This window comes from Flavobacterium sp. C3NV (genome assembly GCF_046825355.2).
Lineage (GTDB): Bacteria > Bacteroidota > Bacteroidia > Flavobacteriales > Flavobacteriaceae > Flavobacterium.
On record NZ_JBKQBJ020000012.1, the window covers coordinates 170,182 to 192,937 of the forward strand.

The window sequence follows — 22,756 nt, forward strand, 5'->3', positions numbered from 1 at the left end:
AATTATGGCAGGAAATGTAAATGTAACCTCTAATGGAATAAAAAAGATTCTTAGTAATTATGATGCGCCGAGTTCTATTGCAGAATATATTTGGAATGGTTTTGACGCAAAAGCAAATACTGTTGCTATAAACTATACAGTAAACAACTTTGGATCATTGGAATTCCTGGAAATAATAGATAACGGATATGGCATTAATCATAGTAAATTAAATACAAAATTCAAACCTTTTTACGAATCTGAAAAAGCAATAAAAGTTTCTGCTCCTAAACATACATCCACTATGCATGGAAAAAATGGAGTCGGTAGGTTGACTTTTTTCACTTTTGCCCATAGCGCAAAATGGCTAACAACTTTTTTGAACGGTAAAAAATTTGAAACTAATACCATAATAATAAATAGTAATGAACTTATAGATTTTAAAGTCGAGAAGGCTGAAAATGAAGCGAACTTTCCCGGAACTATAGTCACTTTTACTAATATGCAGATTTCTGAAAATGAAATGAATAAAGTAATTATTCCTTTTCTTATTAGGGAGTTTTGCTGGTTTTTAGAATTAAATAAACCTAAAAATTTTCAAATAAAAATCAATAATATCCCATTAGACTACAAATCTAATATAGCCGAAAGTGATGAGAAAATTAGCGTTACTTATTCAGATAATAAATCTGAAAAGCTAACAGAATTTAAAATTAAATTTATTCAGTGGAAAGAATCATTACATCAGGAATATTCAAAATATTATTTTTTAAATGAAAAGGAGAATGAAGTGTACAAAGATCATACAACCCTAAATAAAAAAGGAGATGAATTCTTTCACAGCGTATATATACAAAGTGACTATTTTAAGGATTTTGATTTTAATAGCTCCGAAAATGAAACTCAGGGCAAATTATTTGGAAAAGCTAAATCTTCGCCTGAATATCGTTATCTTATAAAAGTAATTAATCAGGTCTTAAGAGATAAAAGAAAACCTTTCTTAAGGCAGTTCGCAGATAAACTTATTGAGAACTATGAGGAAAATGGTATTCTTCCGAACTATAAAACAGAATGGGAAGAAAGATTTAAAAAAGAGGATTTAATTGAGACTCTAAAAAGTCTGTATGAAATTCAGCCCAAATTATTTACGAGTTTAAACATTAATCAAAAGAAAACGTTTGTTAGATTTCTTGACCTATTGCTTGATTCTAACGAAAGGGAGGATATTTTTAAAGTACTTGATGAAATATTGGATCTTTCAAGCAAGGAAAGAGAAGATCTTGCAAAAATTTTTAAGACTACAAAATTAAATAGGGTTATTGAAACACTAAAATTAATTCAGGACAGATATGAAACAATCAATATTCTTAAAGAACTTGTTTACAATAAAGATCTAAAAGCAAATGAGGTTGATCACTTACAAAAATTAATTGAAAGCCATTATTGGATTTTTGGAGAACAGTACCATTTAGTAACTGCTGCAGAACCTAAATTTGAAGAAGCTTTAAGAAGATACATTTATCTTTTAACCGATAAGGATACCAATGTAGAAATAGATCATCCGCATAGACTTAAAGAAATGGATATTTTTGCCTGCAGGCAAAATACATTATTAGATAAAATTGAAAATATAGTGGTTGAACTCAAACATCCCCAAATTAATCTTGGAAATAGCCAATATAGTCAAGTTTATAATTATATGGAATTAATCCAAAAACAGCCGGAGTTCAATGCACCAAATATGTCTTGGGAATTTTATCTTATTGGAAATAAATTTGACTCGACTAATTTTTTACAAAATCAAATAATTACAAATAAACCTCACGGAACCCGTTCATTAATTATGCATTTGGATGATGGGAGGATCAAAGTTTATGCAAAAACTTGGAGTGAAATTTTCGCTGACTTTGAAATAAAATATAATTATTTAAATGAAAAATTAAAGTTAGAAAGGGAACTATTAGTTGCACAGATTAATAGTGCCGATCAAGCTATTAAAACTGCTCAAGAAAATTCTGCAATACAATTGAAAGAAATTAAGTTAAAATAAGAACTGGCTAACTTTTCCATCTCAATTTACCTAGCTATACTTTTTTTGTCAGTTTATAAAAGATTGTCAATACTGAGATTGCACGGTATATCAAATCGATTGTCTGTTTCAAAAATGCAAACAACACTTGTAATCTATATATTAAGTTGAATCTTTTATTTAATTCAAACTAAATTCAATTTAGTTAAATCATTTACAAAATGGTTCGAGAATTGTCGCGTTAGGACTAGTTGTGTTCAAATAACTGTCTCCGTTAAACAATCATTTAATATGGTATAACATTAGTTTGAAATAAAATATTTTGGATTAAATGTGACAAAAAACGCTACAATATTCAGTTTTTATTTTTTCATGACTTCTATTCTAATTCAAGTCTTCTATGCATTTCGTGCCATTCTTTTCCAAATTGAATACTTTCCAATACTTCTTTTCGTCTTTCTTCTGGTAAACATTCAATACAGGTTGGATACTGAAGCCCTTTGTACTGTTGTTTACAGTTAGGACACAAATCCATTTTTTTTATGTCAAGATTATATGCACATTTTTTACAAGCTGTTATTGCATCTTCAAAAGAAAGGTACTTAATACAATCGTTTATATGAAGCAAAAACGCCATATTTTCAATAGTTTCTGAATCATTGTTTCTGGCTTTCTCTCTTTGCATCCAATATTTTATACCTGCCAAATTGTTCTTGTTTTTCCATTTATCTTTTGATACAAAACATTTATCTACAATTTCATACGCATCTTTATTTTCATAGAAAATAGAAATGAGCTCATCAATAGATCTATACATTGCTTCATCAAATTCGTGTTTACAATCAGCGCAACGGTATTTTGGCATTTTTCTGACCCTTTCACTTGGATTTTTGGCCTTACAGTTTGGACACAATGATACGGGAATGTAATCATGTTTTTTCTGTATATAATCACTAAACTCAGGTTTGCTTATTACTGAATTGTTGTTTATGAATTCTTTCGTATATTTCCTTGTTATTTCTCTTAGATATTCAGAGTATTTTTTTGGATGAGAGTTATGCTGTACTGTTAATGTGTCATCACCGTTGCATAGTTCGCATTTTTCTTTAATAAATTTCTTTTTTCTTTCTTTCCAGTCTTTGGTATACCAAGATCGCTGTCCCTCTTTATTATCGTTCCAATATTCCGCCTTTGCCAGCTCTAATTCAATTCGACCACTCGCTAACTTTTCTCTTAAATCTATAAGTTCACTATATGTCAACATATTGCTTTGATTAAATACAACACAAATCTACTCAAATTCAGAAAGATATAATTAACAGGCAATATCTTTTTAATATAAATCATCAGGATGCACATGCTATAATACTAAAATAATCTTCCATAATCTGGTTAGATATTTGAATGCTTCCCGCTACTAAGAGAAAAACACCACTTGAAAAAGTTGGTGTTTTTTTCGTTTATAGCACCTTGTATTTATGGAAGAATTTGTTGTTTACATTCTTTATTCTGAAAAATTCAATAAAAATTATACTGGTTATACTTCTAATTTAATTGAAAGATTCAAATCTCATAATATTCTTGAAACACAAGGGTATACTTTAAAATTTAGGCCTTGGAAAGTAATTCACGTTGAGTTTTTTAATTCTAAATCTGAAGCGATGAAAAGAGAAAAATATTTAAAAACAGGAATAGGAAGAGAATTCATCAAAAAACTTATTGAAAATTCATAGCTCGTCTGGCTCATATCCGCCGCGGCGGACACAGGTTCGAGTCTTCGCCGCGGCGAACTACTAAGACAAAGCTTCAGAGAAATCTGGAGCTTTTTTTATGCAATAAATTTCAGCTCGCCGGACTTATATCCGCCGCGGCGGACACAGGTTCGAGTCCTGTTTCCCCTACTAAGAAAAAAAGCTCCAGATTTCTCTGAAGCTTTTTTTGTTTATACCATTCTTATTCTCTTTGCGGGCACAGATTACAAATCTGCGCTATCGTTGTCTACATATCGGAGCGATCGGATTTTTATATTGATAAATAAATTCTGTTTCCACTATTTCTTTATTTCAATTATTTTCTTTTCTACTTCCTCTTCAATATTTAATTTTAAATCATTTTGTAATTCTTTATAATATTGAACAACTTTTTTACTATTAGTAGGTAGATTTTGTTTATCAAAGTTTTTTATACAATTAGATAAAACAAGAAATTGAAAATGTTTAGTTTCTTTTGAATGATTAAGTTTATCTAAATACTCCATTAATCGGTTTATTGGTGCAAATTTGTCGTTTACCAACTTACTTAAAATTTTTGCAAAATCATTTAAATTTTCATTTCTAGTAATTGCTAAATTAATATACTCTGATGCAAGATCTCTTGAAATTTTCTTCTCAAAAAGTAAACATACTGCTACATATAGCCAACCGCTATGATATATAATAAGTTGATGGTCTAAAATAAATTGCATTGGATATAAACATTCTTCAAATCCGTCTACTTCATTTCCTGTAGCTGTATCTGGTATATATCTACAAATTAGTGTATCAATATAATTAGGATTTAATGACAATTGGTTGCCTATATCAACCCTACTTGCTTTTTCTATCGAGGCAGTATTGTAAAATATTGTTTCTTGCCTTATTGCTTTTTCTTTACTATACCAAGTATAATTCCAATTATTATCTAGAATTAATCTATACCAAGTAGCATATTTATTAGCATCTTTTTCAATATTAAAACTAATATTAAATGGATTAACAACAGAAGGATAGTTTGATGCTTTGGATTTTTGAAATTCAGAAAAAATTCCATTAGGGTTTTTAATTCTAGTTATTTGTGTCCAAAGTGGTAATGTTTCATTGGTAAAATTAATTTTGTCAGATACTCCAAAAAAGTATCCTATAGCATGAGAATAATAACCTTTTAGTTTTTTTACACCTTTGCTATAATCACCATTCAATTCTGTTATTAATATTCTATTACAAGCAACAATTAAATCTTCCAAATCAACTTTAGTATCACTATTTTCATATTGCAACAACCTTTCTAATAAAATTTTAGGATGTACAAAAAATGGTTCATGAGTTGGTGTTGATATAAATGGCAATGTGTTTTTATCCTTTAATTTCAAAAATGTCATTTTTGCCTTTTTGCCTAAAAATGGAATGTATTTGAAATCTATCTTTGAAAACCCTTCATCATTTTTAGTTACCCAACTCTCAAGAAATAACGTAAATGCGGTTAGTGTATCACTTTCATGAAATTTAGCAAAAAGCGACTTTGTATATGGTTTTATCTGTTCTATATAATCAGATGGAATCTTAGATTGAAGTTGAATAATGCCCTCAAAAAACAGCTCTATTTCTATTGTTGATTTTGTTCGTATACAAGTCCCTATTTGAAATAAAAGCTCATTCCAATTAGTAAATGGTGCAATTTCTTTAATTGGTTTCTTCTCATTAATTACGTTATCAAAATTTTCAGAAGTGAGGTTATCAACTTTTAAAATATCTTTTGCTACTTTTTTTAGATTTGATAAAAATGGAGATAATATTATTACTAAGTCTTTATCATCAAAATAATTTATTAAAATTTTTGAAACTTTCTCTTGAATCTTTGTATCAGATTGTATAAAAAGTAAGCATAGTTCTTCTCTGTAATCAATTGCAATTTTAAATGAATTAGTTAACACGTATTCAATAATCTCCAAAACTACTAAAATTGATTTGACAGTTTTGTTATTAGTAAATATAATCGGAGCATTTTCTATAAATAATGAAGTGTCAAATTTATTATTTGTGTATATCGTTTTAATATTTAAGATAACATAGTTTATTAAACTAGTTTGTCCAGTTCCTAATACCGAAAATAGTGTAGATTGATTTGCTATTAATTCTTCTTTCGTCGGATGAAACAATTCCAGTAATCTAACATGCCAATCTAAATGCGGTTTTTTCCAATTATTTAGTAATGATGCAAAGAGGTGCGTTACTATACTTCTATTAGTAAAAGCATTGTTTTTAATTAATATTTTGAAAACTTCAGTCCAATAAACATTTGCTTTTGCGCTTAAACCATTAGAATAATCTATTGAGTTTGATTTAATTAAATCTAGAATTGGAATTTCATATTTATAAAATTTACAAAAAACTTTGTCTATCAATTCAGTATGTGCCAATAAAAATTCAGCATCATCAAAATGGTTATTGTCAAAACCTTGTAAATTAAATAAGCTTCTAACAAAAAATTCCTCATCAAATTCAACCCAATTATTTTCATAAAATTTCCAAAGTATTTTAAAGTTGATGTTTCTAAATCGTTCTTTTGAAAGGTCTTTAATTACTTTATTCAGATAATTAGGTGGAAATAGTCTATAGAAGCTAACAAGTGGCTCAAAATTATTAGTTGAAATATAGCTGTAATATGGATTTGAAGTATAGAATTCATGTTTGGTTTCTATTCTTTTTAATTCCTCATAATTTCTTATACAGGTTATTAAAAAGTAATTTAAACAAGCATCTAATTGTTGCCGATTTTTATAAAAATCATTTCTTTCCTGACCAATTAATTTTGAACCCTCCTTTTTTAAAATATCCCTGTCAATATCTAGCCCTTTCAATAAAGAAATAGTAGAAAAGCGTTCCTCTTCTGTCAAAGCTTTTGAGAAATTTAAAATCTCGTCCCAGTTTTTGTTTTTAATTAGATTTATGATTCTTTCCATATTGTTTAGGGCGCCGTTTTAGCATGAGGCATAATTTTATTTATATGTGTGACAAAATCACACAAAGCCATCCAAATTTGCGTAGATATGTTTGATAAATTCACACATTATTACTTTCAAATATAGATTTTTTCCACTCTAAATTATCAAAAGGGCTTTTAATTTGAGTGATGCTTTAATGTCATCAAAAGTGCCCCGTCCTTTCCATTTTCGCCATAGATAGCTTTAGCACTTTCTCCGTTGAATTCATTTATTGATTCAATTTCGTTTGGTTTATATTTTTCGAATTCAGTTTTGCTAACAATTATCCCATTCACTACATAAAGAGGATCTGGAGATGTAACTTTTACGCAAATGAATATCATCGAATAACAAATAAAAATTAGAAAGATAAAATTCCGAGCTGATTTCTCTGTCTTATGTTCATCGCTAAGTTTTGTTTTACAAAATCTTACCAAAACCCACCAAAGCGAGCCTCCAAAATTTACAATACTTTTTGCTGCATCAATTGTCATATTTATTTTTTCATCAAGGATTTCTTTTCTTGCCTCGAAAATAATATTTTTATGTTTTAGTAAGAAATTTTCGCTGATTATTTTATAAAAAAAAACTTCAACTACCATTTTTTTAGTTGGCTTTGTCTTAAAATATTTTGTTGTTTTCTGACTGATTAAATTATGTCGTACATCGGGCAGCTAGGTGAAAATAATCCAGTTGAAGAAAATATTAGCAATATCCTGCCGTAATTATTTTGTAAACCTCCACTTTTCAAGAGCCATCGTCACAATTACATCTGGCCAAGTTTCATAACCAACTAACTTTGGCTGAATAGGAATAATGCTTGTTGGCGACCATTGCTGTCCGTCAACAGTATATATCATTGCATCGTAGACCAATTTTCTATCAAAAGGATTTACTACAGAAAATAGCATTTGTGTATTATTTCGATCAGTTACATTTTGTAAAAACTTCAGTTTTATTGTTTTATCAGGAAAAGTAACTTTGTCGACTACTCTCATTGAAAAAATACTATCTCCTTTAATTTCAGTTTCTATATTCAATTCTTCCCCAGGATAAATTTGGAGAACTTTTTCTTTTACGAAATAGGGAGATTTGGCAATATTAGCAGAATAATTATTCTCGGCATTAGCAACTAATTCTAATTTGAAAGGTTCTCTGTCAATTTTTTGATTTTGTGAATAGCAAATCACTGACAATAGAAGTAGTGCAAAAGTCATTTTTTTCATTTGGTTGAATTTAATGCGACGGATCCTGAAACTAAATTATGTCTATTCTTCGGATTTGCCAAATCTTCCCGGAAGTTAAGTCACTCCTATCCAAAACCTCCCTGTTTTCTGCATATCAAGATGCCATAAGTATTCGAAACCTGTTGCTCTGAAAGAGCCTTAGCAATAGCATCGTGCGAAGTACTATAAATGAAGATAATTATACATTTAAGCCCTGTAAGGGCGGAAGCCTCATTTCAAAAGGCACGTTTACCCTATTTTACATGATGTTCTTCTGAAAAAATACCTTTCTTTGAATTATTGTCGATTTTCTTTTGCCCTTTCAGGGCAATTTTCACTTTTGATTTAACTCGTAGTGCGTTGCACCGCGCTAGTACTTTTAGGGCTTTCAGCCCATTTTTAAAAAGTTTCGAATACTTATATCAAGATACTTACGCCCGCATTTTAGGAACTTTTTTTTAAATTAAACACAAAAACGCAATGAAAAAGCATAAAAATATTCTTTCAAAACAAACAATTATCAATAAAATTTAAAATTATTTTAAGTTTTTCTGTTAGCAAAAGACGAAAAAAATCTTCTTTCACATCTAAAACAACCAATTATTAATCAAACAAATACATTTTAGTTAACTCAATTCTGTTTACGATTCAGGATTTCTAAACGTGCTGTTTTCAGAGTAACCAAAAAAAGTTTTTCTAAAAAACTATTGTGTATTTTAAAATTGATTGTATTTTTGCACCCGCAATAGCAAAGTAGGCCCGTTCGTCTATCGGTTAGGACGCATGGTTTTCATCCATGTAAGAGCGGTTCGATTCCGCTACGGGCTACTAAAAAAAGCTTCAGAGAAATCTGAAGCTTTTTTGTTTTTAAATCGATTTGTTTTTTATCATCTTTCATAAAATAGAAGAAGCCCAATATTTTCTTTTTATAAAAAATCATAGAATATTTTAGAGAGCAGAAAATTATTCTACTTATTATTTTCTGTAAATTTGGCTGTAATTACGAAACAGAACTCTGCTACTATTTTAGCCAAAAGTTCTGAATTATTTACCAAATATTAACTGCCAGCCATGTCTACTCTTTATCAAAGCCCGAGAATAACCATTCGAGAATTTTTACCTCAGGAACAACAAACATTTATAGATCTTTTTAAAGATAATCAGGTTACTCAATATCTTCCTGTCGTATCACCTGAAAGATATTTGGAAATGTTTAATGAATTACTTGAAAATTACGAAAAGAAAAATCTTAGTCGTTGGGCGATATTCGATACTACAAATAGTAATTTTATAGGAATGTGTGTTGCCCGCATTTTTGTACACAATACTAACCAAATAGAAATTGGGTATGTACTTAGCAAGCCATATTGGGGAAAAGGTATTGCTACAGAAGTATGCAAGGCTCTCACGCAATATAGTTTTGCCAACACAAATACGAAAGAAGTTGTAGCTATAACTGATATCAACAACACCGGATCGCAAAATGTGTTGCAAAAATCAGGATTCGAACGATTAGATAATTTGATCCGGGATCAAGATGAAATGGCTTATTTTAAGATAGAAAGACAATCATAAAATCTAATCCTGTTTTACCAATCAGGAAGTACCGGATTTATATCTTTTGTAATGTTCCAATATTTTTTAAAATCAGTCTTGTTTGCGATTCTTTTTATTTGGTGTCTTTTATATCCTTTTTTATTTCTCGTAAAAGTCCCAATCATCTGTAAGTTTCATGATTAAATTGTAGTTCTGTTTATAATAATCATCTACCTCTTTTGGATTTCTGGAGTCATGTGCTTCGATTACGAAATTTCCGTTTTCCATAATAAACCTGTTAGGATTACTAAACTTGAAACTTATTTTCTTAATCTCTAATTCATTTCTTCCGCAAGATTTCAAGCCATACAAATTGCCTTTATAAATACGGAAACAAGACCCTTCTCCTGTTATATTATTAATTTGTCTTTTGCTGTCATACTCCAGAGCATTACTGCTTTTATCAAGAAGTTCGTTTAGAACAGCAAGGTTGTCTGGTTTTTGCTGTAAAGCGTGAATAATTAAAACATTAAAATCAGGAAAAGAGATCAAAACAGTGTCCTTAACCACAAGACTTCCTATTCTTTCTTCGGATGGATATCCTTCTTTTTTTATTAAATCGATCAGCTTTCCGGTAACTCTTTCGGTGGTTTCGTATAATACTTTTGGACTCTTTCGATTTTCCAATCCGTAATCAGCCTGGTCTTCGTTAAGCAAATTTGTTAATTCATTCTTTAGGTTCAAATTCCATTTGCCCTGCGCATTTTTACAGATCGAATCGTATTTGATACTAAAGTTTTTCCATTCCGGATTTTTTCTTATTCCGTTAAAAATTTTAGCATTAAAATAGGGTAGTTCAACTCCTTTTAAGGCCAGTTTTTCGCTCCACCAGAAAGCAGTTTTAAAATCTCTTGATAAAACACTACAACGAATAGCGTTATGAATATCTCGTGCAAACAATGTGGGATATTTTTGAGCAAGCAAATTATACTCTTCTTTAGCTTTGCCAAACTGTCTTGTTAGAATATAATTCTCAGCATTTTTCGTATACGTATAATAATTGATTTCTTGTTTTTCTGTTTTCTCCTTTTCAATATCTGTTACTAGCTTATTAGCCGTAATTAGAGGTTTGCAGTCAAAATTCTCCCTTTGTATTATTTTTTTTCCTCTATTTTTATTTGGATCATAAATCATAGATCCCAAATCGAAAATCTCAGCATAAGATGCGCCCGAACCAAATGCAAGAAGTGTATTTTTGCTAACTTTCCCTTTTATTTTAAAAGGTTGTTTTTCGGCCAAATTTGTTTTGTAGTACTGATAATCTTTAAAATAAAAAGCTGGAAATTGATCCAGAACGGTAAGTTCATCTGCTTCTTTATTGTGCAATTTTACCGCTACACTATCTTTATTTACAGTATTTCCCAAATAACAAATTCTTATCGTATCTCTTTTTTCTCCCAGAAATACCTCAACATAATCTTTTACTTTTTTAGTTCTCATAAATACATTCGAACCCCAATCATTGTTTCCACTAACAAAACCTTCTATTTCTGCAATACTGTCTTTCGGGCTGAAATTACACTTAGTTATCTCTATTTTTAAAAAACACATCGATAAATGTTCTAAAAATTGAAACCCCCTAAAAGTTTTGCTTTTAAACGTTACTCCATAATTCACAATTCCTTTATACTTTCTGGCATCTACAAAATAGGATGTTTTCGCACTATCTTTTGACTCTGAAAACCAATTTGCCTTATTGTTATTCCATAGGTTATATGTCTCTTTAAATACCGCATTTTTATCAAAATCATTTTGATTAAAGGTTTTATATTTTATCTGACTTTGTCCCAATGCGAGATGAGTAAAAAGAATATTTATTGCAATAACTAAAGTTATTATCAGTGTTTTTTTCAAAATACTAGTTTATTTAAATTAGAAAAGAATATTAAATTACATAAAAAAAATCCGCTCTGGATTCCGTTCTGGAATAATTATACCGCAATTAAAATTTCTGTTTTCATAGTGGAGTTAAATTTGGTTTATAAATATAGGGTATAATTAAAAAACCAAGTTATTTACTTTCTCAATATTACCTTATGCAATAATCGGGTATTTTATTTTTGATTTTAGTCTTTAGGACTATCTCTTATAAAAGATAATATCCATTTTTTCTACTCTCCTATTTGCCTTTCTCAACTACCAGAAATTTCGTTTTCTAAAAAGTTTCAAAAACGCATCATTGGCACATTCAAAAAAAAAATAAAAAAAGGACATAGGGGTAAAATGAGATTCGGTTGTATTACTACAATAACAAGAGCACAATTCAGCAACTCTTAATCTCACATTGCCTTATGATACCAATAATGATCAGTGCCGCATTACTATTTTGGTTATTACAAAAAACCGAAACTACTGTCTCAGGAAACTTCAGCTTTCTAATGATATCCGGCAAAACAAAATTTGTTCTGCTCTTTTTTCTCATTGCAATAGTTTCTCAGGCACAAGAAAAAACAGTAAACTATAATGTTCTTCGCAACGGCACTATCATTGGACAAATGCAGTTTTATCAAAAGACTAATAATGATGATGTTTTTTTGAAAATTTCATCAGAAGTAAAAACCAGATTGATTTTTGGTATTGATATCAAAACAGAAGAAGGCTCGCATTTTAAAAACGGGAAATTAATATCGTCATACGTAAAACGCCACGTAAACGGAAAAGAGAAAGCCAATAAAACGACCCAACTGGTAGATTCGAGCTATAAAACTTTAGCTGAAAATAAAAAGGGACAAATCAAACAACAATATATCGATTACAATCTGATGCTACTCTACAGTAAAGAACCTGTAGGCGAAAATCAGGTTTACTCTGATAGTTTTCAGCAATTTCTGGTCATCAAAAAAACAAACAATCACTCCTATCGTATCGTATTACCTGACGGAAATTATAATGATTATCATTTCCTGAATGGCGTATGTCAAAAAGTCGAATTGCACCACTCCCTATTTACAATCAACATTCAAATCGCATAAATCAATCTAAAAAACAATCATCATGATCAAAATCATTAGTTATCTATTTACCAAACTAACCTTCTTTGGAGCAGAACCCATTGCAATGGGAAGGATTCATGAAATAGAAAAAAGTGCACCCAACTTAATTGTCTATGCATTGCCCGTTGTATTATTTTTTACTGTGCTTGAATTTGTTGTTTTTTATTTTTTAGAAAAAAAAGAATACGACAAAAAAGAAACTTTAGGATCTGTATTAATTGGCCTGGGTAATCTAACGGTCAATTTATTAATGAAAACCGGTTTGCTTTATGCTGTTGTTGGCATTTATAATCTAGTGCCTTATCGTATGGAATTTAACTGGTGGAGTCTGATTCCGTGTTTCATACTTTATGATTTTAGTTCTTACTGGACACACCGCATTTCTCATTATTGCCGTTTTTTCTGGGCAACGCATGTTGTGCATCATTCGGCTGATCATTATAATCTTACCGTAAGTTTTAGGCAAAGCTGGTTTCAGTATGCCAAAATTGTGTTTTTTATTCCGCTGATTTTTGCCGGGTTTCATCCTGCTGTTTTTTTTATCGCCAATCAGCTGAGTGTATTGTATCAGTTTTGGGTGCATACAGAAGCCATTGGAAAACTGCATCCTTTTATCGAAAAACATTTTGGAACCCCATCTAATCATCGCGTACATCACGGAAGTCAGGAAAAATATCTCGATAAAAACTTTGGAGCGACTTTTATGATTTGGGACCACTTATTTAATTCCTTTCAGTACGAAGAAGAAAAACCGCGCTATGGCATTACCAGCGCGCTTAAAAGCAAACTTAATCCGTTATACCTTAACATTCACGAGTTTCAGGATATTATTAGAGATGTAAAAAAGGCAAATGGTTTTCGAAAAAAGATGTATTACATTTTTGCCAGTCCGGATGCTATTGCCAAAAAGAAATTCAAAAAAGAAATTACACAACCTCAATTGCCTGTATCATGCGAAGAAGTCAAAAAAAACACCAACAATTTCAGCAACAGCTTTTCGAATACTTTAGCCGAAAAGATAATTGTCTAAAATCTACCAACAACGAAATGATGGCTGCAGAAACAGAAAAAGGATTGTCTTTTACCTATCTCTCAGATCATAGCTTCATTGTTCATAGTTATGAATTTAGTTTAAATACTGATATTGATATAAATACTACAATTGATGCTTTTATTGCGTTATTGGCCAGTCATAACCGGGTGCATTACCAGCCTAATCCATCCTACAACTAATCAAAAAAATAATATAATCCTCCAAATGCAAATATTTTCAACACATAGAAACATAGCTTTTCTTTACGTAAAAAGGCGTTTCACTTATTTAAAATACACATAACTCTATATGTGAAAGAAATGTATTTCTTTTTGTTTCCTTTTCAGCACAAAAAAATCTATGTTTCTATGTGTTTAATTTTTTATGCGTCGAGCAAAGAGAACAAACGAAGTAATTAACCCAATGAGTTATTAAATATAAAAAGTATCTATCTTTGATTGAATATCAAAATGTATTAGTGGAGTATAGCAATATCGACCAAATCCGTTTTATAAAAAACGGAAATGAAGCTGCTTTCGAAAAGGTTTTTAAAATGTATTTTAGAAACCTTCATGCTTTTGCCTACACTTTTATGAAAGATGATAGCATCGCCGAAGAGATTGTACAAAATGTATTTTTTAAGATTTGGGAAAAAAGAGATCAATTGCAAATTGATGATTCATTAAAAGCGTACCTCTACAGAGCGGTTCATAATGAAAGTTTAAATCACATTAAACACCTTAAAATAAAAAATTCCTTTCAACTTCAGTATTCAGGTAATATGGAATCCTCAAATCAGGATGCATCCAACCAAATGATCGCATCTGAACTCGAAAATGATATTCAGAAAGCAATTAATGAATTGCCACAGCAATGCCGAACCATTTTTCAGATGAGCCGTTTCGAGCAGCTCAAATATCAGCAAATTGCCGATCAATTGAATATTTCTGTCAAAACAGTCGAAAATCAAATGGGAAAAGCCCTGAAAGTGTTACGATCTAAACTGGTAGAATATCTTCCTTTTTTCCTGTCCTTATTACATTTAATCCGAAGATGATGAGCCAAAACAATATGAATATGAACGATGATTTACTAGTGAAATATCTGGTTGGCGAAACTAATGCAAACGAAAATGCAGCAGTAGAAATTTGGCTTAAAGCCGATAAAAAAAACCTCAGCTATTACAAGGGTTTTAAGAAAATATGGGAAGACAGCCTTTTGATTGCTGCCGAAAACACGCACGTAGATGAAGATGCTGCCTGGAAACGACTGCATAATCGCATGCATGAAAAAGATGTTCCGGTGCATACGCTGAAAAAATCTTCTTTCCAGTGGCTACGCATTGCCGCCTCTATTGTGCTTATTAGTACTTTAGGATGGTTGGGTTATTCTTATTTTGAAAATAAATCAGCTAACACATTAATTCAGATACATGCAGCAAACACTACTCTAAATGATACATTGCCGGATGGTACAACGGTTACTTTAAACAAAAACTCATCATTGTCTTACACCAGTAAGTTTAAGGGTAAAACGCGTCCTGTTACCTTAAAAGGCGAAGCTTTTTTTAATGTTTCTCCAGATAAAACAAAACCGTTTATCATTACCATCAATGATGTTACGGTACAAGTGGTAGGAACTTCTTTTAATGTGAAAAACAAAAACGGAAAGACCACCGTAGATGTCGAAACCGGAATTGTAAAAGTAAGTAAAAACAAAGATCAGGTAGAACTAAGACATGGCGAAAAAGTAGTCATTGCCGATCTGCAATCGCAATTATTAAAAAGTATCAGCAAAGGAAAACTGTATAATTATTACCGCAATAAAGAACTTGTTTGCGATGAAACACCACTACAGGAATTAGTGGATGCGCTCAACGAAATATACGATGTTGATATCGTTATAAAGAAAACCGCTTTGCAGAAAAAGCCAATCACAACAGTATTTAAAGATCAGTCGCTAGATGAAATTTTAGAAGTAATTCAAGAGACATTTATGATCGAAATTGAACGTAAAGACAATCAAATTATATTAGAGTAATTCTATTTTTATATGTTCATGAATTCAAAAATTACTTTAATATCAATTTTGTTTCTACTTATTTCAGGCATTTTTTCTGGTGCTCATGCTCAATCTATGCTGGACACTCCAATCTCTATTCAGGCAGATAAAAAACCATTGGGTAGTATTTTAGGTTTAATGGAGCAAAAAGGAAATTTTAGATTTGCTTATTACAGCAAACTGGTTGCAAAAGACAGCGTTGTAAGTATTCATGCTGATCAATCGACCATAAAAGAAGTGCTCGATCAATTATTAAAAAATAAATATGAATATAAAGAATCAAAAGGGTTTATTATTCTGCGTTACGCTCCTTTAGAACTGGCACTTGTTTTAGAAAAAAACAGCGTTGTGGGCGAACATCAGGTTGTAAATGGCTACATTATGGATGTACAAACCAACAAACGTATCGAAAATGCAAGTGTTTACGAACGGAACGCTCTACAATCTACACTTACAGATAAGGAAGGCTTTTTTGAATTAAAACTAAAAAATATCCCTCAAACGATCGAGCTGACTGTTGTAAAGGAAAATTATAAAACCATAACCACTATTTTCCTTTCAGAAATTAAGATCCAGATGGGTGCCAGAAAATCAAATGAAGATTATGTCGATGGTGATTTTTCTGCAGTCGAGAGATCGGGAATTGGACGTTTCTTTATTTCTTCGAAACAAAAAATACAATCCCTAAACCTTGGCGGACTTATATCCGAAGTTCCGGTGCAAGCTTCTCTAATTCCGAGTCTGAGTACGCGCGGTATGATGAATTCACAAATTAACAGTAGTTTTTCTTTAAACTTATTAGGAGGATATACCGGTGGGGTTCGCGGGGTCGAAATGGCCGGACTCTATAATATAAACCGTATGAATGTTCACGCCTTACAAATGGCAGGTTTATTTAATACCGTAGGAGGATCTGTAAAAGGGGTTCAGTTGGCCGGAATCTATAATAATGTATTTGGAGATCTTAATGGTTTACAAATGAGCGGCATTCATAACAGCGTAAAAGGTTCGCAGATAGGTTTGCAAATATCTGGTATCTATAACCATGTTCAGCAGGATGCTAAAGGAATCCAGATGGCCGCTATCTATAATAATGTAAATGGTACTCAAAACGGATTGCAAATTTCAGGTATTTATAATGCAGGACATCAACAAGTTCGCGGTATGCAAATCGCCGCATTAAATTATGCCAAAGAATTAGATGGTGTTCAGATTGGGTTAGTGAACATTACGGGTTCACCATCAGGTTATAGTTTTGGATTATTAAACTTTAAAAAAGGTGGTTATCAAAAATTTAGTGTGACACGCAATGAAATTTCGGATATAAACTTAGCCATAAAAACAGGAGATAATAAACTCTACACTATTTTGATGGCAGGAAAAAGCGAAAGAACTAACGAAGAAAAACTAACTTCTTTTGGATTTGGATTAGGAAAAAATATCCTGTTAGGAAATCGTCTTACTTATAATCCCGAAATCAGCATTCAATATCTTTATTTAGGAAATTGGGACCGATATAATTTTGTCTATAAATTCGATTCTCCGTTTACCTTTCGAATATTCAAAGGCGTAGCAATATCTGCAGGACCTTCCTTTAATCTTTATTCCTCTGAAAGAAGAGATAAAAATAGCCCGGACATCAATAATTCTACTTTTGTACAAAATCGAACCAAACGTTATAATGTGATCAAAGACAATGGCAACGGAATAACAGGATGGGTTGGATGGAGTTTTGGTTTGACCTTATTTTAATAATGTTCTACAAAACGGTTTATCCATTTCTTTTAAATCTTTTTTATTAATTTAAGAATCTGAGTTCATCATTTCAGTAATTTCACTTAACAACTCTAATTCATCCAAAGGAAACATTTGTATCACAGTTTCTAAAATAACACTCACATTGACAGATGGAGTATTTCGCATTTCTGAAAGTTTATAAGTCTCCTGATCAAGTGCAAGAATGCATAATTTTAGCATTTCGGTAATTATGCAGCCCAGTTCATAATAATTGAGCAACTTAATCTGAGTCGTATAAACTTCTTTTTGGTTATTAGCCTTATTATTAATGTTGTGATGTCTGGCAATTAATTGTTTCAGATGCTCTAGTTTTTTAATCTCAGTTGTTTCCATCGTATTCTATTTTATTACGATTACAAAGTTTGAGATATATTTATCAAAACTGGTTATCTCTTATGATAACTCAAAAATTAAACAAGAAAAATATGCGATGCCTTACAAATAGATTATGTAGAATTATTTAAGTTTTAAAATCTTATTAAAACACAATCAACAGACATTCAAAACATTACCAAAAAGTAACTAAAATTGTGAATATCTATTTCAGGAATTAAGGGTTTATTTTCCTGTAAAATCTATCTTTGGCATCCTTAAAAATTAATAGAGATGAGCGCAACTTGGTACGAATGCAAAGTAAAATATAGAAAGACTGACGAAACCGGAGGACAAAAAGTTTTAACCGAACCTTATTTGGTTGATGCTTTATCCTATACCGAAGCCGAAAAAAGAATCAATGAAGAGATGGCGGCTTATATTAGTGAAGAATTTAAAATCACGAATATAAAAGTGGCCAATTATGCCGAGATTCATCCTTTTGAAAATGCAGATCGTTGGTTTAAATCGAAAGTTTCTTTAATGGCTTATGATGAAGAAAGCGGTAAAGAAAGAAAATCGAATATGTATTTGTTAGTGCAGGCAAATGATGTAAGAGAAGCTTACGACAATACGCTTCATGTAATGCAAAGCACAATGGGAGAATATTCTATCCCGGCAGTTTCAGAATCTCCAATTATGGATGTTTTCCCTTATTTCAGCGGTGAAGAAGGAGAAACAGAACAATTAGAAAGATTCAACAAGCTAAAAGCTTCAAGACCTGTCGAAGTTGAAAAAATCGACCACATGGAATTTGAAGAGGCATTACAGGAATAAAGTTTCTGAAATTCCAAACAAGAGTAAAATTCCAAATTCCTAAAAGGAACTTCAATTCACGATATTGAATTTTGATAATAGCTTCAGAGAAATCTGGAGCTTTTTTATTTTGTAACATTTAGGACAATAAACTGTCTTATTCAAAACTCAAAATAAATTATATATTAGCTTTACCATTAACCAACTACAAACCAAATCTTCATGACCAAAAAAACACTAATCCTAATTGGGTTTATCCTTCTAAAATTTGTTTTGCAATATGCACTAATAAGTCCTGAATACGATTTACAGCGCGATGAATATTTACATCTCGATCAGGCACATCATTTGGCCTGGGGTTATTTATCGGTTCCGCCCGTAACGTCCTGGATTTCTTATATTATATTTTCATTGGGTAATGGTGTTTTTTGGGTCCGGTTCTTCCCTGCCCTTTTTGGTGCTTTGACACTTTTAGTAGTCTGGAAAACTATTGAGACTTTAAAAGGCAATTTATATGCGCTCGTTTTAGGCGCAACTTGTATCGTATTTTCGTCATTGTTGCGAATTAATATGCTGTATCAACCCAACTCTCTAGATGTATTATGCTGGACAGGTTTTTATTATGTGATCATTCAATACTTTTCGACCGAAAAACCTAAATGGCTTTTTATAGGCGCTATTGTTTTTGCTTTTGGTTTTTTAAACAAATACAACATTCTGTTCTTATTAATCGGTCTTTTACCTGCGCTATTATTATCGAGCCAGAGAAAAGTATTTGTAGAGAAAAAAATTTATTTGGCGTTGATTGCAGGATTGCTTTTAATACTCCCAAACATTTTATGGCAATACAACAATCATTTTCCTATTCTACATCATATGAAAGAATTGTCAGCAACACAATTGGTCAATGTTGATCGAACAGGATTTCTAAAAGAACAAATCTTGTTTTTTATTGGTTCTTTTTTCGTTATCATCGCGGCTTTATATGCTTTGCTATTTCATAAACCTTTTGCCAGATTCAAATTCTTTTTTGCATCGCTGATTTTTACACTTGTCATCTTTATGTATTTTAAAGCCAAAGCTTATTATGCTATTGGTTTATATCCTGTTTATATTGCTTTTGGAGCTGTTTTTCTTTCGCAAATATTGCAAACAGACTGGAAACGTTATTTAAAACCGCTGTTTATTATTATTCCGTTATTGTTTTTTATTCCAATGTACAATCTGTCTTTTCCCAACAAAAGCCCGGAATATTTTATAAAAAATCCTGAAAAATATAAAAAGCTCGGAATGCTTCGCTGGGAAGACGGAAAAGATCACGATTTACCACAAGATTTTGCCGATATGCTGGGATGGAAAGAACTGGCCCGAAAAACAGATTCTGTTTATGATTTGATCCCAAACAAAAAAGAAACGATTGTACTTTGCGATAATTACGGACAAGCCGGAGCCATCAATTATTATACTAAAAAGGGAATAAAAGCAGTTTCGTTTAATGCTGATTATGTCAATTGGTTTAATCTTGATATTCAGTACAAAAACCTGATCCGAATTAAAAACTACGAAGAAAAAAGTACAGAATTTCAGGAAACTAGTCCGTTTTTTCAATCCTCAGCAATTGCAGGTGAAATAACCAATAAATATGCACGCGAATACAAAACGACTATTTTTGTTTTTACCAATGCTAAAATCAATATTAATAAAAGAATTGAAGCTGATATAAAACAAGAAAAAAATTATATCAAAGAATAAGTCAAAATTCGATTTTAGATTTTTTTTGATTAAAATTATAGCAATGACAGACTTTAGCAATATTGAATATTTAAAAAGCGGCAATCACAAACAACAAGAGGCATTTGAAATCTTAACTCAAAATAAGATTTTATCGAAGCTCGCTGAATTTGACCCCATTTTGGTTGGAACAATTCCGATTAACATTGATATTGAAAATAGCGATCTGGACATTATTTGTTATTGGAAAAACAAAATCGATTTTACAGAAAAACTAAATTCAGTTTTCGGAAAAGAAAATGAATTCACCATCAGAGAAGCAATCATTAACGAGAAGGAATCTATTATTGCAAACTTCAAAATAAATGATTTCGAAATCGAAGTCTTTGGACAAAACACGCCAACCAAAAATCAAAACGGATATAAACACATGATCATCGAAAATGAAATTTTACAATCGAAAGGTGAAAATTTTAGATTAGAGATCATCAAGCTCAAACAAAATGGCTACAAAACCGAGCCTGCTTTTGCATTTTTATTAGGTTTAAAAGGAGATCCTTATATAGAATTATTAGACTATAAATTGTAAGCTTTACATTCTACATATTTAAACCGCTATACTTTAGTTATTTACAACAAAAAAGCCTCGAATTAAAAATAATTCATAAATTTCTTTGCATAACCGTATTTAGTGCTTATCTTTGCACCCGAAACATCGCGGGATAGAGCAGTAGGCAGCTCGTCGGGCTCATAACCCGAAGGTCACAGGTTCGAGTCCTGTTCCCGCTACTAAGAGAAAAGCTTCAGAGAAATCTGGAGCTTTTTTGGTTTTGTACTTCCCTGAAAGTAACTTGGGATCAACACGAAAACCTGTGGATATAGAAAAAATGGATCAGGCGCAAAAGTTGGGGATTATGCAAAAAGATTAGATAATCTGAACAGGAAGAAATCTATTTTTCTCATTCCTCTAAATTGACTCCTAAATGCTTTTATTTTTGCATTGAAAGATTCAGCTGAGGCATTTGTGCTTCTGTTATCAAAATAGTTTAAGATCAATTGATAGTTAAAAGTTATGCTATTGAGCAGGATATTAAAGTTTTTAAAGCTGAATTTTCTCCTCAAAATACAGATGTAATGTTTCTTCAGAATTAGTAGTGGAAACCACATCAAAGTGGTCCACTAAAAAATCGGGAAGCATAAATTTTAAAGTTCAATAGGGGGCATCTTTTATTCTTAAAGTGCGAATTTCTTATTTTATTTTGACATTCCCTCCCCAAGGTTTGTTCTTGATCCGTTTTTTTATTTTAAAATCTAAGCTCTCGGAATCATATCCGCCGCGGCGGACACAGGTTCGAGTCCCGTTAAGTTAAACCTATAAAACAATTGACTAACTGACCTCCAAACTTTTACTATAACATATCGTTCTTCGATTTAGTCTTTTAACATGAGTTCTGAGTGTCAAATTTTTCCTTTCAATATGGTTTGTCCCGAAACGTTTTACACAGAATGCACTTTCTCATCAATCAGATACCTATAATTTTTAAGTCTGTCCGTAAATATCTTCTTAGCGTCAGATAATTTGAGAGTTTCCAAAACACGATTCAGCGTTTTATTAGTTCGTTTCCCAACATTAAAACTCACCACATTTTTAGAGTTCTTTTCCAGAGCATAAACCAACCATATATAATTTTTCTTGTGTCTGATATACGTGCACAGCTCATCAACTTCATAAGTTTTGCCTCTGCTGATAATTGGTTTGGTAATACTTCTGGCAATTGATATAATTCTTTTCAATAATGTCGTAGCAGATATTTTCAGTATTCTTGCGGTGGTTCTTATTCCTAGTCCTTCTTTTGTGAACAACACTATCTCCTGATTGATATCCTTTTTGTAGGCGTTGTAGCTATAGTCAATCTGCTGTCTTCTTTGACAAACACAACATTTATAACGCTGATTTCCGTTAGATTGAAATCCATTTTTTATGCATTTAACATTGCAAAAATTACATTTTATTTTCATGACCTAATTTGAGACACTAAGGTAAGGCAAAGCATTTTAAGGCTTATTAAAAGACAAAAAAGAAAGAGACGACCAACAGGTCGTCTCTTTACTATTCATATTTTTTAAATTCATGTTATTTCTCAGTTAGTTACATTGACATTTTGCAAAAACACCTAATCTGAAACATTACCCATTTGAATGCTATCATCCACAAATAAAACATCATAACTTATTACTTTTGTTTCAATTAAAAAATAGTATTCATAATCTTTTTTTCCTTTTTTATTTAATCTAACTTTATTATAATTTTCTAAAAAAAGTGAGGCATTTTTTTTGGGGATTTTTAATTTTAGCCACAATCCATCTAAATATATTATTTTAAAAGTTTTTATTGATTTAATAGAATTGTCTTTAAATTTATAAAGAATCTTACATTTATTTAAC

The 22,756-nt window shown here is 31.2% G+C and carries 21 protein-coding genes and 2 tRNA genes; 14 read left to right on the forward strand and 9 right to left on the reverse strand.

The window, feature by feature from the left end; translation table 11 throughout:
* Positions 1-4: 4 nt before the first annotated feature.
* On the forward strand, positions 5-2,029 hold the full coding sequence (locus ACIDC4_RS17565; RefSeq protein ID WP_412042973.1) for an ATP-binding protein: 2,025 nt from the start codon (positions 5-7) through the stop codon (positions 2,027-2,029).
* Between the two features lie 358 nt (positions 2,030-2,387).
* Here ACIDC4_RS17565 and ACIDC4_RS17570 read toward each other — a convergent pair whose 3' ends face one another.
* Positions 2,388-3,272: a hypothetical protein gene (locus ACIDC4_RS17570; RefSeq protein ID WP_412042972.1), complete on the reverse strand. Its 885-nt coding sequence runs from the start codon at positions 3,270-3,272 to the stop codon at positions 2,388-2,390.
* Between the two features lie 214 nt (positions 3,273-3,486).
* Between ACIDC4_RS17570 and ACIDC4_RS17575 the strand changes: the two genes are divergently transcribed.
* On the forward strand, positions 3,487-3,741 hold the full coding sequence (locus ACIDC4_RS17575) for a GIY-YIG nuclease family protein (RefSeq protein ID WP_412042971.1): 255 nt from the start codon (positions 3,487-3,489) through the stop codon (positions 3,739-3,741).
* Between the two features lie 317 nt (positions 3,742-4,058).
* Here ACIDC4_RS17575 and ACIDC4_RS17580 read toward each other — a convergent pair whose 3' ends face one another.
* From ACIDC4_RS17580 to ACIDC4_RS17590, 3 genes are all read right to left on the reverse strand, one after another.
* Positions 4,059-6,725, reverse strand: coding sequence for a DUF6493 family protein (locus tag ACIDC4_RS17580; protein WP_412042970.1), 2,667 nt, complete (start codon positions 6,723-6,725; stop codon positions 4,059-4,061).
* 158 nt (positions 6,726-6,883) lie between these two features.
* Complete coding sequence (locus ACIDC4_RS17585) at positions 6,884-7,348, reverse strand: hypothetical protein (protein WP_412042969.1); 465 nt, start codon at positions 7,346-7,348, stop codon at positions 6,884-6,886.
* A 123-nt stretch (positions 7,349-7,471) separates the two neighbouring features.
* The gene (locus ACIDC4_RS17590) at positions 7,472-7,972 is read right to left on the reverse strand and encodes a hypothetical protein (protein ID WP_412042968.1); all 501 of its coding nucleotides are present in this window, start codon (positions 7,970-7,972) and stop codon (positions 7,472-7,474) included.
* A gap of 756 nt (positions 7,973-8,728) precedes the next feature.
* Here ACIDC4_RS17590 and ACIDC4_RS17595 point away from each other — a divergent pair.
* Positions 8,729-8,800, forward strand: a tRNA-Glu gene (locus ACIDC4_RS17595).
* Between the two features lie 243 nt (positions 8,801-9,043).
* Complete coding sequence (locus ACIDC4_RS17600; RefSeq protein WP_412042967.1) at positions 9,044-9,547, forward strand: GNAT family N-acetyltransferase; 504 nt, start codon at positions 9,044-9,046, stop codon at positions 9,545-9,547.
* A 120-nt stretch (positions 9,548-9,667) separates the two neighbouring features.
* Here the strand turns inward: ACIDC4_RS17600 and ACIDC4_RS17605 are convergent, their stop codons facing one another.
* Positions 9,668-11,422, reverse strand: a complete 1,755-nt coding sequence (locus ACIDC4_RS17605; protein WP_412042966.1) for a hypothetical protein — start codon at positions 11,420-11,422, stop codon at positions 9,668-9,670.
* A 437-nt stretch (positions 11,423-11,859) separates the two neighbouring features.
* Between ACIDC4_RS17605 and ACIDC4_RS17610 the strand changes: the two genes are divergently transcribed.
* The 6 genes from ACIDC4_RS17610 (at position 11,860) to ACIDC4_RS17635 (ending at position 17,407) form a co-directional block, all read left to right on the forward strand.
* Positions 11,860-12,540 carry a DUF6134 family protein gene (locus ACIDC4_RS17610; RefSeq protein ID WP_412042965.1) on the forward strand — a complete coding sequence of 227 codons (681 nt, stop codon included), beginning with the start codon at positions 11,860-11,862 and terminating at the stop codon, positions 12,538-12,540.
* Positions 12,541-12,562: 22 nt separating this feature from the next.
* Positions 12,563-13,591 (forward strand): sterol desaturase family protein, encoded by a 1,029-nt coding sequence (locus ACIDC4_RS17615; protein WP_412042964.1) that lies wholly within the window; start codon positions 12,563-12,565, stop codon positions 13,589-13,591.
* A 17-nt stretch (positions 13,592-13,608) separates the two neighbouring features.
* Positions 13,609-13,794 (forward strand): hypothetical protein, encoded by a 186-nt coding sequence (locus ACIDC4_RS17620; RefSeq protein ID WP_412042963.1) that lies wholly within the window; start codon positions 13,609-13,611, stop codon positions 13,792-13,794.
* Between the two features lie 254 nt (positions 13,795-14,048).
* The gene (locus tag ACIDC4_RS17625; protein WP_412042962.1) at positions 14,049-14,651 is read left to right on the forward strand and encodes an RNA polymerase sigma-70 factor; all 603 of its coding nucleotides are present in this window, start codon (positions 14,049-14,051) and stop codon (positions 14,649-14,651) included.
* Between the two features lie 20 nt (positions 14,652-14,671).
* The gene (locus ACIDC4_RS17630; RefSeq protein ID WP_488381152.1) at positions 14,672-15,634 is read left to right on the forward strand and encodes a FecR family protein; all 963 of its coding nucleotides are present in this window, start codon (positions 14,672-14,674) and stop codon (positions 15,632-15,634) included.
* 18 nt (positions 15,635-15,652) lie between these two features.
* A complete protein-coding gene (locus ACIDC4_RS17635; RefSeq protein ID WP_412042960.1) occupies positions 15,653-17,407 on the forward strand; it encodes an STN domain-containing protein in 1,755 nt (584 codons plus the stop codon).
* A gap of 51 nt (positions 17,408-17,458) precedes the next feature.
* Here the strand turns inward: ACIDC4_RS17635 and ACIDC4_RS17640 are convergent, their stop codons facing one another.
* Positions 17,459-17,785, reverse strand: a complete 327-nt coding sequence (locus tag ACIDC4_RS17640) for a hypothetical protein (protein WP_412042959.1) — start codon at positions 17,783-17,785, stop codon at positions 17,459-17,461.
* A gap of 273 nt (positions 17,786-18,058) precedes the next feature.
* On the opposite strand from ACIDC4_RS17640, the gene ACIDC4_RS17645 reads away from it, so the two are divergent.
* From ACIDC4_RS17645 to ACIDC4_RS17660, 4 genes are all read left to right on the forward strand, one after another.
* Positions 18,059-18,601 carry a DUF4494 domain-containing protein gene (locus tag ACIDC4_RS17645; RefSeq protein ID WP_412042958.1) on the forward strand — a complete coding sequence of 181 codons (543 nt, stop codon included), beginning with the start codon at positions 18,059-18,061 and terminating at the stop codon, positions 18,599-18,601.
* A 201-nt stretch (positions 18,602-18,802) separates the two neighbouring features.
* The gene (locus tag ACIDC4_RS17650; RefSeq protein WP_412042957.1) at positions 18,803-20,332 is read left to right on the forward strand and encodes an ArnT family glycosyltransferase; all 1,530 of its coding nucleotides are present in this window, start codon (positions 18,803-18,805) and stop codon (positions 20,330-20,332) included.
* A 43-nt stretch (positions 20,333-20,375) separates the two neighbouring features.
* Positions 20,376-20,900 carry a DUF4269 domain-containing protein gene (locus ACIDC4_RS17655; RefSeq protein WP_412042956.1) on the forward strand — a complete coding sequence of 175 codons (525 nt, stop codon included), beginning with the start codon at positions 20,376-20,378 and terminating at the stop codon, positions 20,898-20,900.
* Positions 20,901-21,027: 127 nt separating this feature from the next.
* Positions 21,028-21,100: transfer RNA gene (locus ACIDC4_RS17660), tRNA-Met, on the forward strand.
* A 123-nt stretch (positions 21,101-21,223) separates the two neighbouring features.
* Here ACIDC4_RS17660 and ACIDC4_RS17665 read toward each other — a convergent pair.
* The 3 genes from ACIDC4_RS17665 to ACIDC4_RS17675 all read right to left on the reverse strand — a co-directional run.
* Positions 21,224-21,478, reverse strand: a complete 255-nt coding sequence (locus tag ACIDC4_RS17665; protein ID WP_412042955.1) for a transposase — start codon at positions 21,476-21,478, stop codon at positions 21,224-21,226.
* Between the two features lie 220 nt (positions 21,479-21,698).
* Positions 21,699-22,330, reverse strand: a protein-coding gene (locus ACIDC4_RS17670) for an IS1 family transposase (protein WP_488381153.1) whose coding sequence is annotated in 2 segments (ribosomal slippage) — positions 21,699-21,815 and positions 21,818-22,330 — 630 coding nt in all. Because the reading frame shifts where the segments join, the coding sequence is not laid out codon by codon here.
* A gap of 155 nt (positions 22,331-22,485) precedes the next feature.
* Positions 22,486-22,756, reverse strand: a 271-nt coding sequence (locus ACIDC4_RS17675) for a hypothetical protein (RefSeq protein ID WP_488381154.1), incomplete at its 5' end; no start/stop codon positions are given.

What these genes read in the sequence shown, in the direction of transcription:
- ACIDC4_RS17645 (WP_412042958.1), top strand. Translation starts at nt 18,059, where the DNA reads ATGAGCGCAACTTGGTACGAATGCAAAGTAAAATATAGAAAGACTGAC.
- ACIDC4_RS17610 (WP_412042965.1), top strand. Translation starts at nt 11,860, where the DNA reads ATGATACCAATAATGATCAGTGCCGCATTACTATTTTGGTTATTACAA.
- ACIDC4_RS17630 (WP_488381152.1), top strand. Translation starts at nt 14,672, where the DNA reads ATGAACGATGATTTACTAGTGAAATATCTGGTTGGCGAAACTAATGCA.
- ACIDC4_RS17665 (WP_412042955.1), bottom strand. Translation starts at nt 21,478, where the DNA reads ATGTGGTTTCCACTACTAATTCTGAAGAAACATTACATCTGTATTTTG.
- ACIDC4_RS17600 (WP_412042967.1), top strand. Translation starts at nt 9,044, where the DNA reads ATGTCTACTCTTTATCAAAGCCCGAGAATAACCATTCGAGAATTTTTA.
- ACIDC4_RS17590 (WP_412042968.1), bottom strand. Translation starts at nt 7,972, where the DNA reads ATGAAAAAAATGACTTTTGCACTACTTCTATTGTCAGTGATTTGCTAT.
- ACIDC4_RS17565 (WP_412042973.1), top strand. Translation starts at nt 5, where the DNA reads ATGGCAGGAAATGTAAATGTAACCTCTAATGGAATAAAAAAGATTCTT.
- ACIDC4_RS17650 (WP_412042957.1), top strand. Translation starts at nt 18,803, where the DNA reads ATGACCAAAAAAACACTAATCCTAATTGGGTTTATCCTTCTAAAATTT.
- ACIDC4_RS17570 (WP_412042972.1), bottom strand. Translation starts at nt 3,272, where the DNA reads ATGTTGACATATAGTGAACTTATAGATTTAAGAGAAAAGTTAGCGAGT.
- ACIDC4_RS17615 (WP_412042964.1), top strand. Translation starts at nt 12,563, where the DNA reads ATGATCAAAATCATTAGTTATCTATTTACCAAACTAACCTTCTTTGGA.
- ACIDC4_RS17585 (WP_412042969.1), bottom strand. Translation starts at nt 7,348, where the DNA reads ATGGTAGTTGAAGTTTTTTTTTATAAAATAATCAGCGAAAATTTCTTA.
- ACIDC4_RS17655 (WP_412042956.1), top strand. Translation starts at nt 20,376, where the DNA reads ATGACAGACTTTAGCAATATTGAATATTTAAAAAGCGGCAATCACAAA.
- ACIDC4_RS17575 (WP_412042971.1), top strand. Translation starts at nt 3,487, where the DNA reads ATGGAAGAATTTGTTGTTTACATTCTTTATTCTGAAAAATTCAATAAA.
- ACIDC4_RS17580 (WP_412042970.1), bottom strand. Translation starts at nt 6,725, where the DNA reads ATGGAAAGAATCATAAATCTAATTAAAAACAAAAACTGGGACGAGATT.
- ACIDC4_RS17620 (WP_412042963.1), top strand. Translation starts at nt 13,609, where the DNA reads ATGATGGCTGCAGAAACAGAAAAAGGATTGTCTTTTACCTATCTCTCA.
- ACIDC4_RS17640 (WP_412042959.1), bottom strand. Translation starts at nt 17,785, where the DNA reads ATGGAAACAACTGAGATTAAAAAACTAGAGCATCTGAAACAATTAATT.
- ACIDC4_RS17635 (WP_412042960.1), top strand. Translation starts at nt 15,653, where the DNA reads ATGAATTCAAAAATTACTTTAATATCAATTTTGTTTCTACTTATTTCA.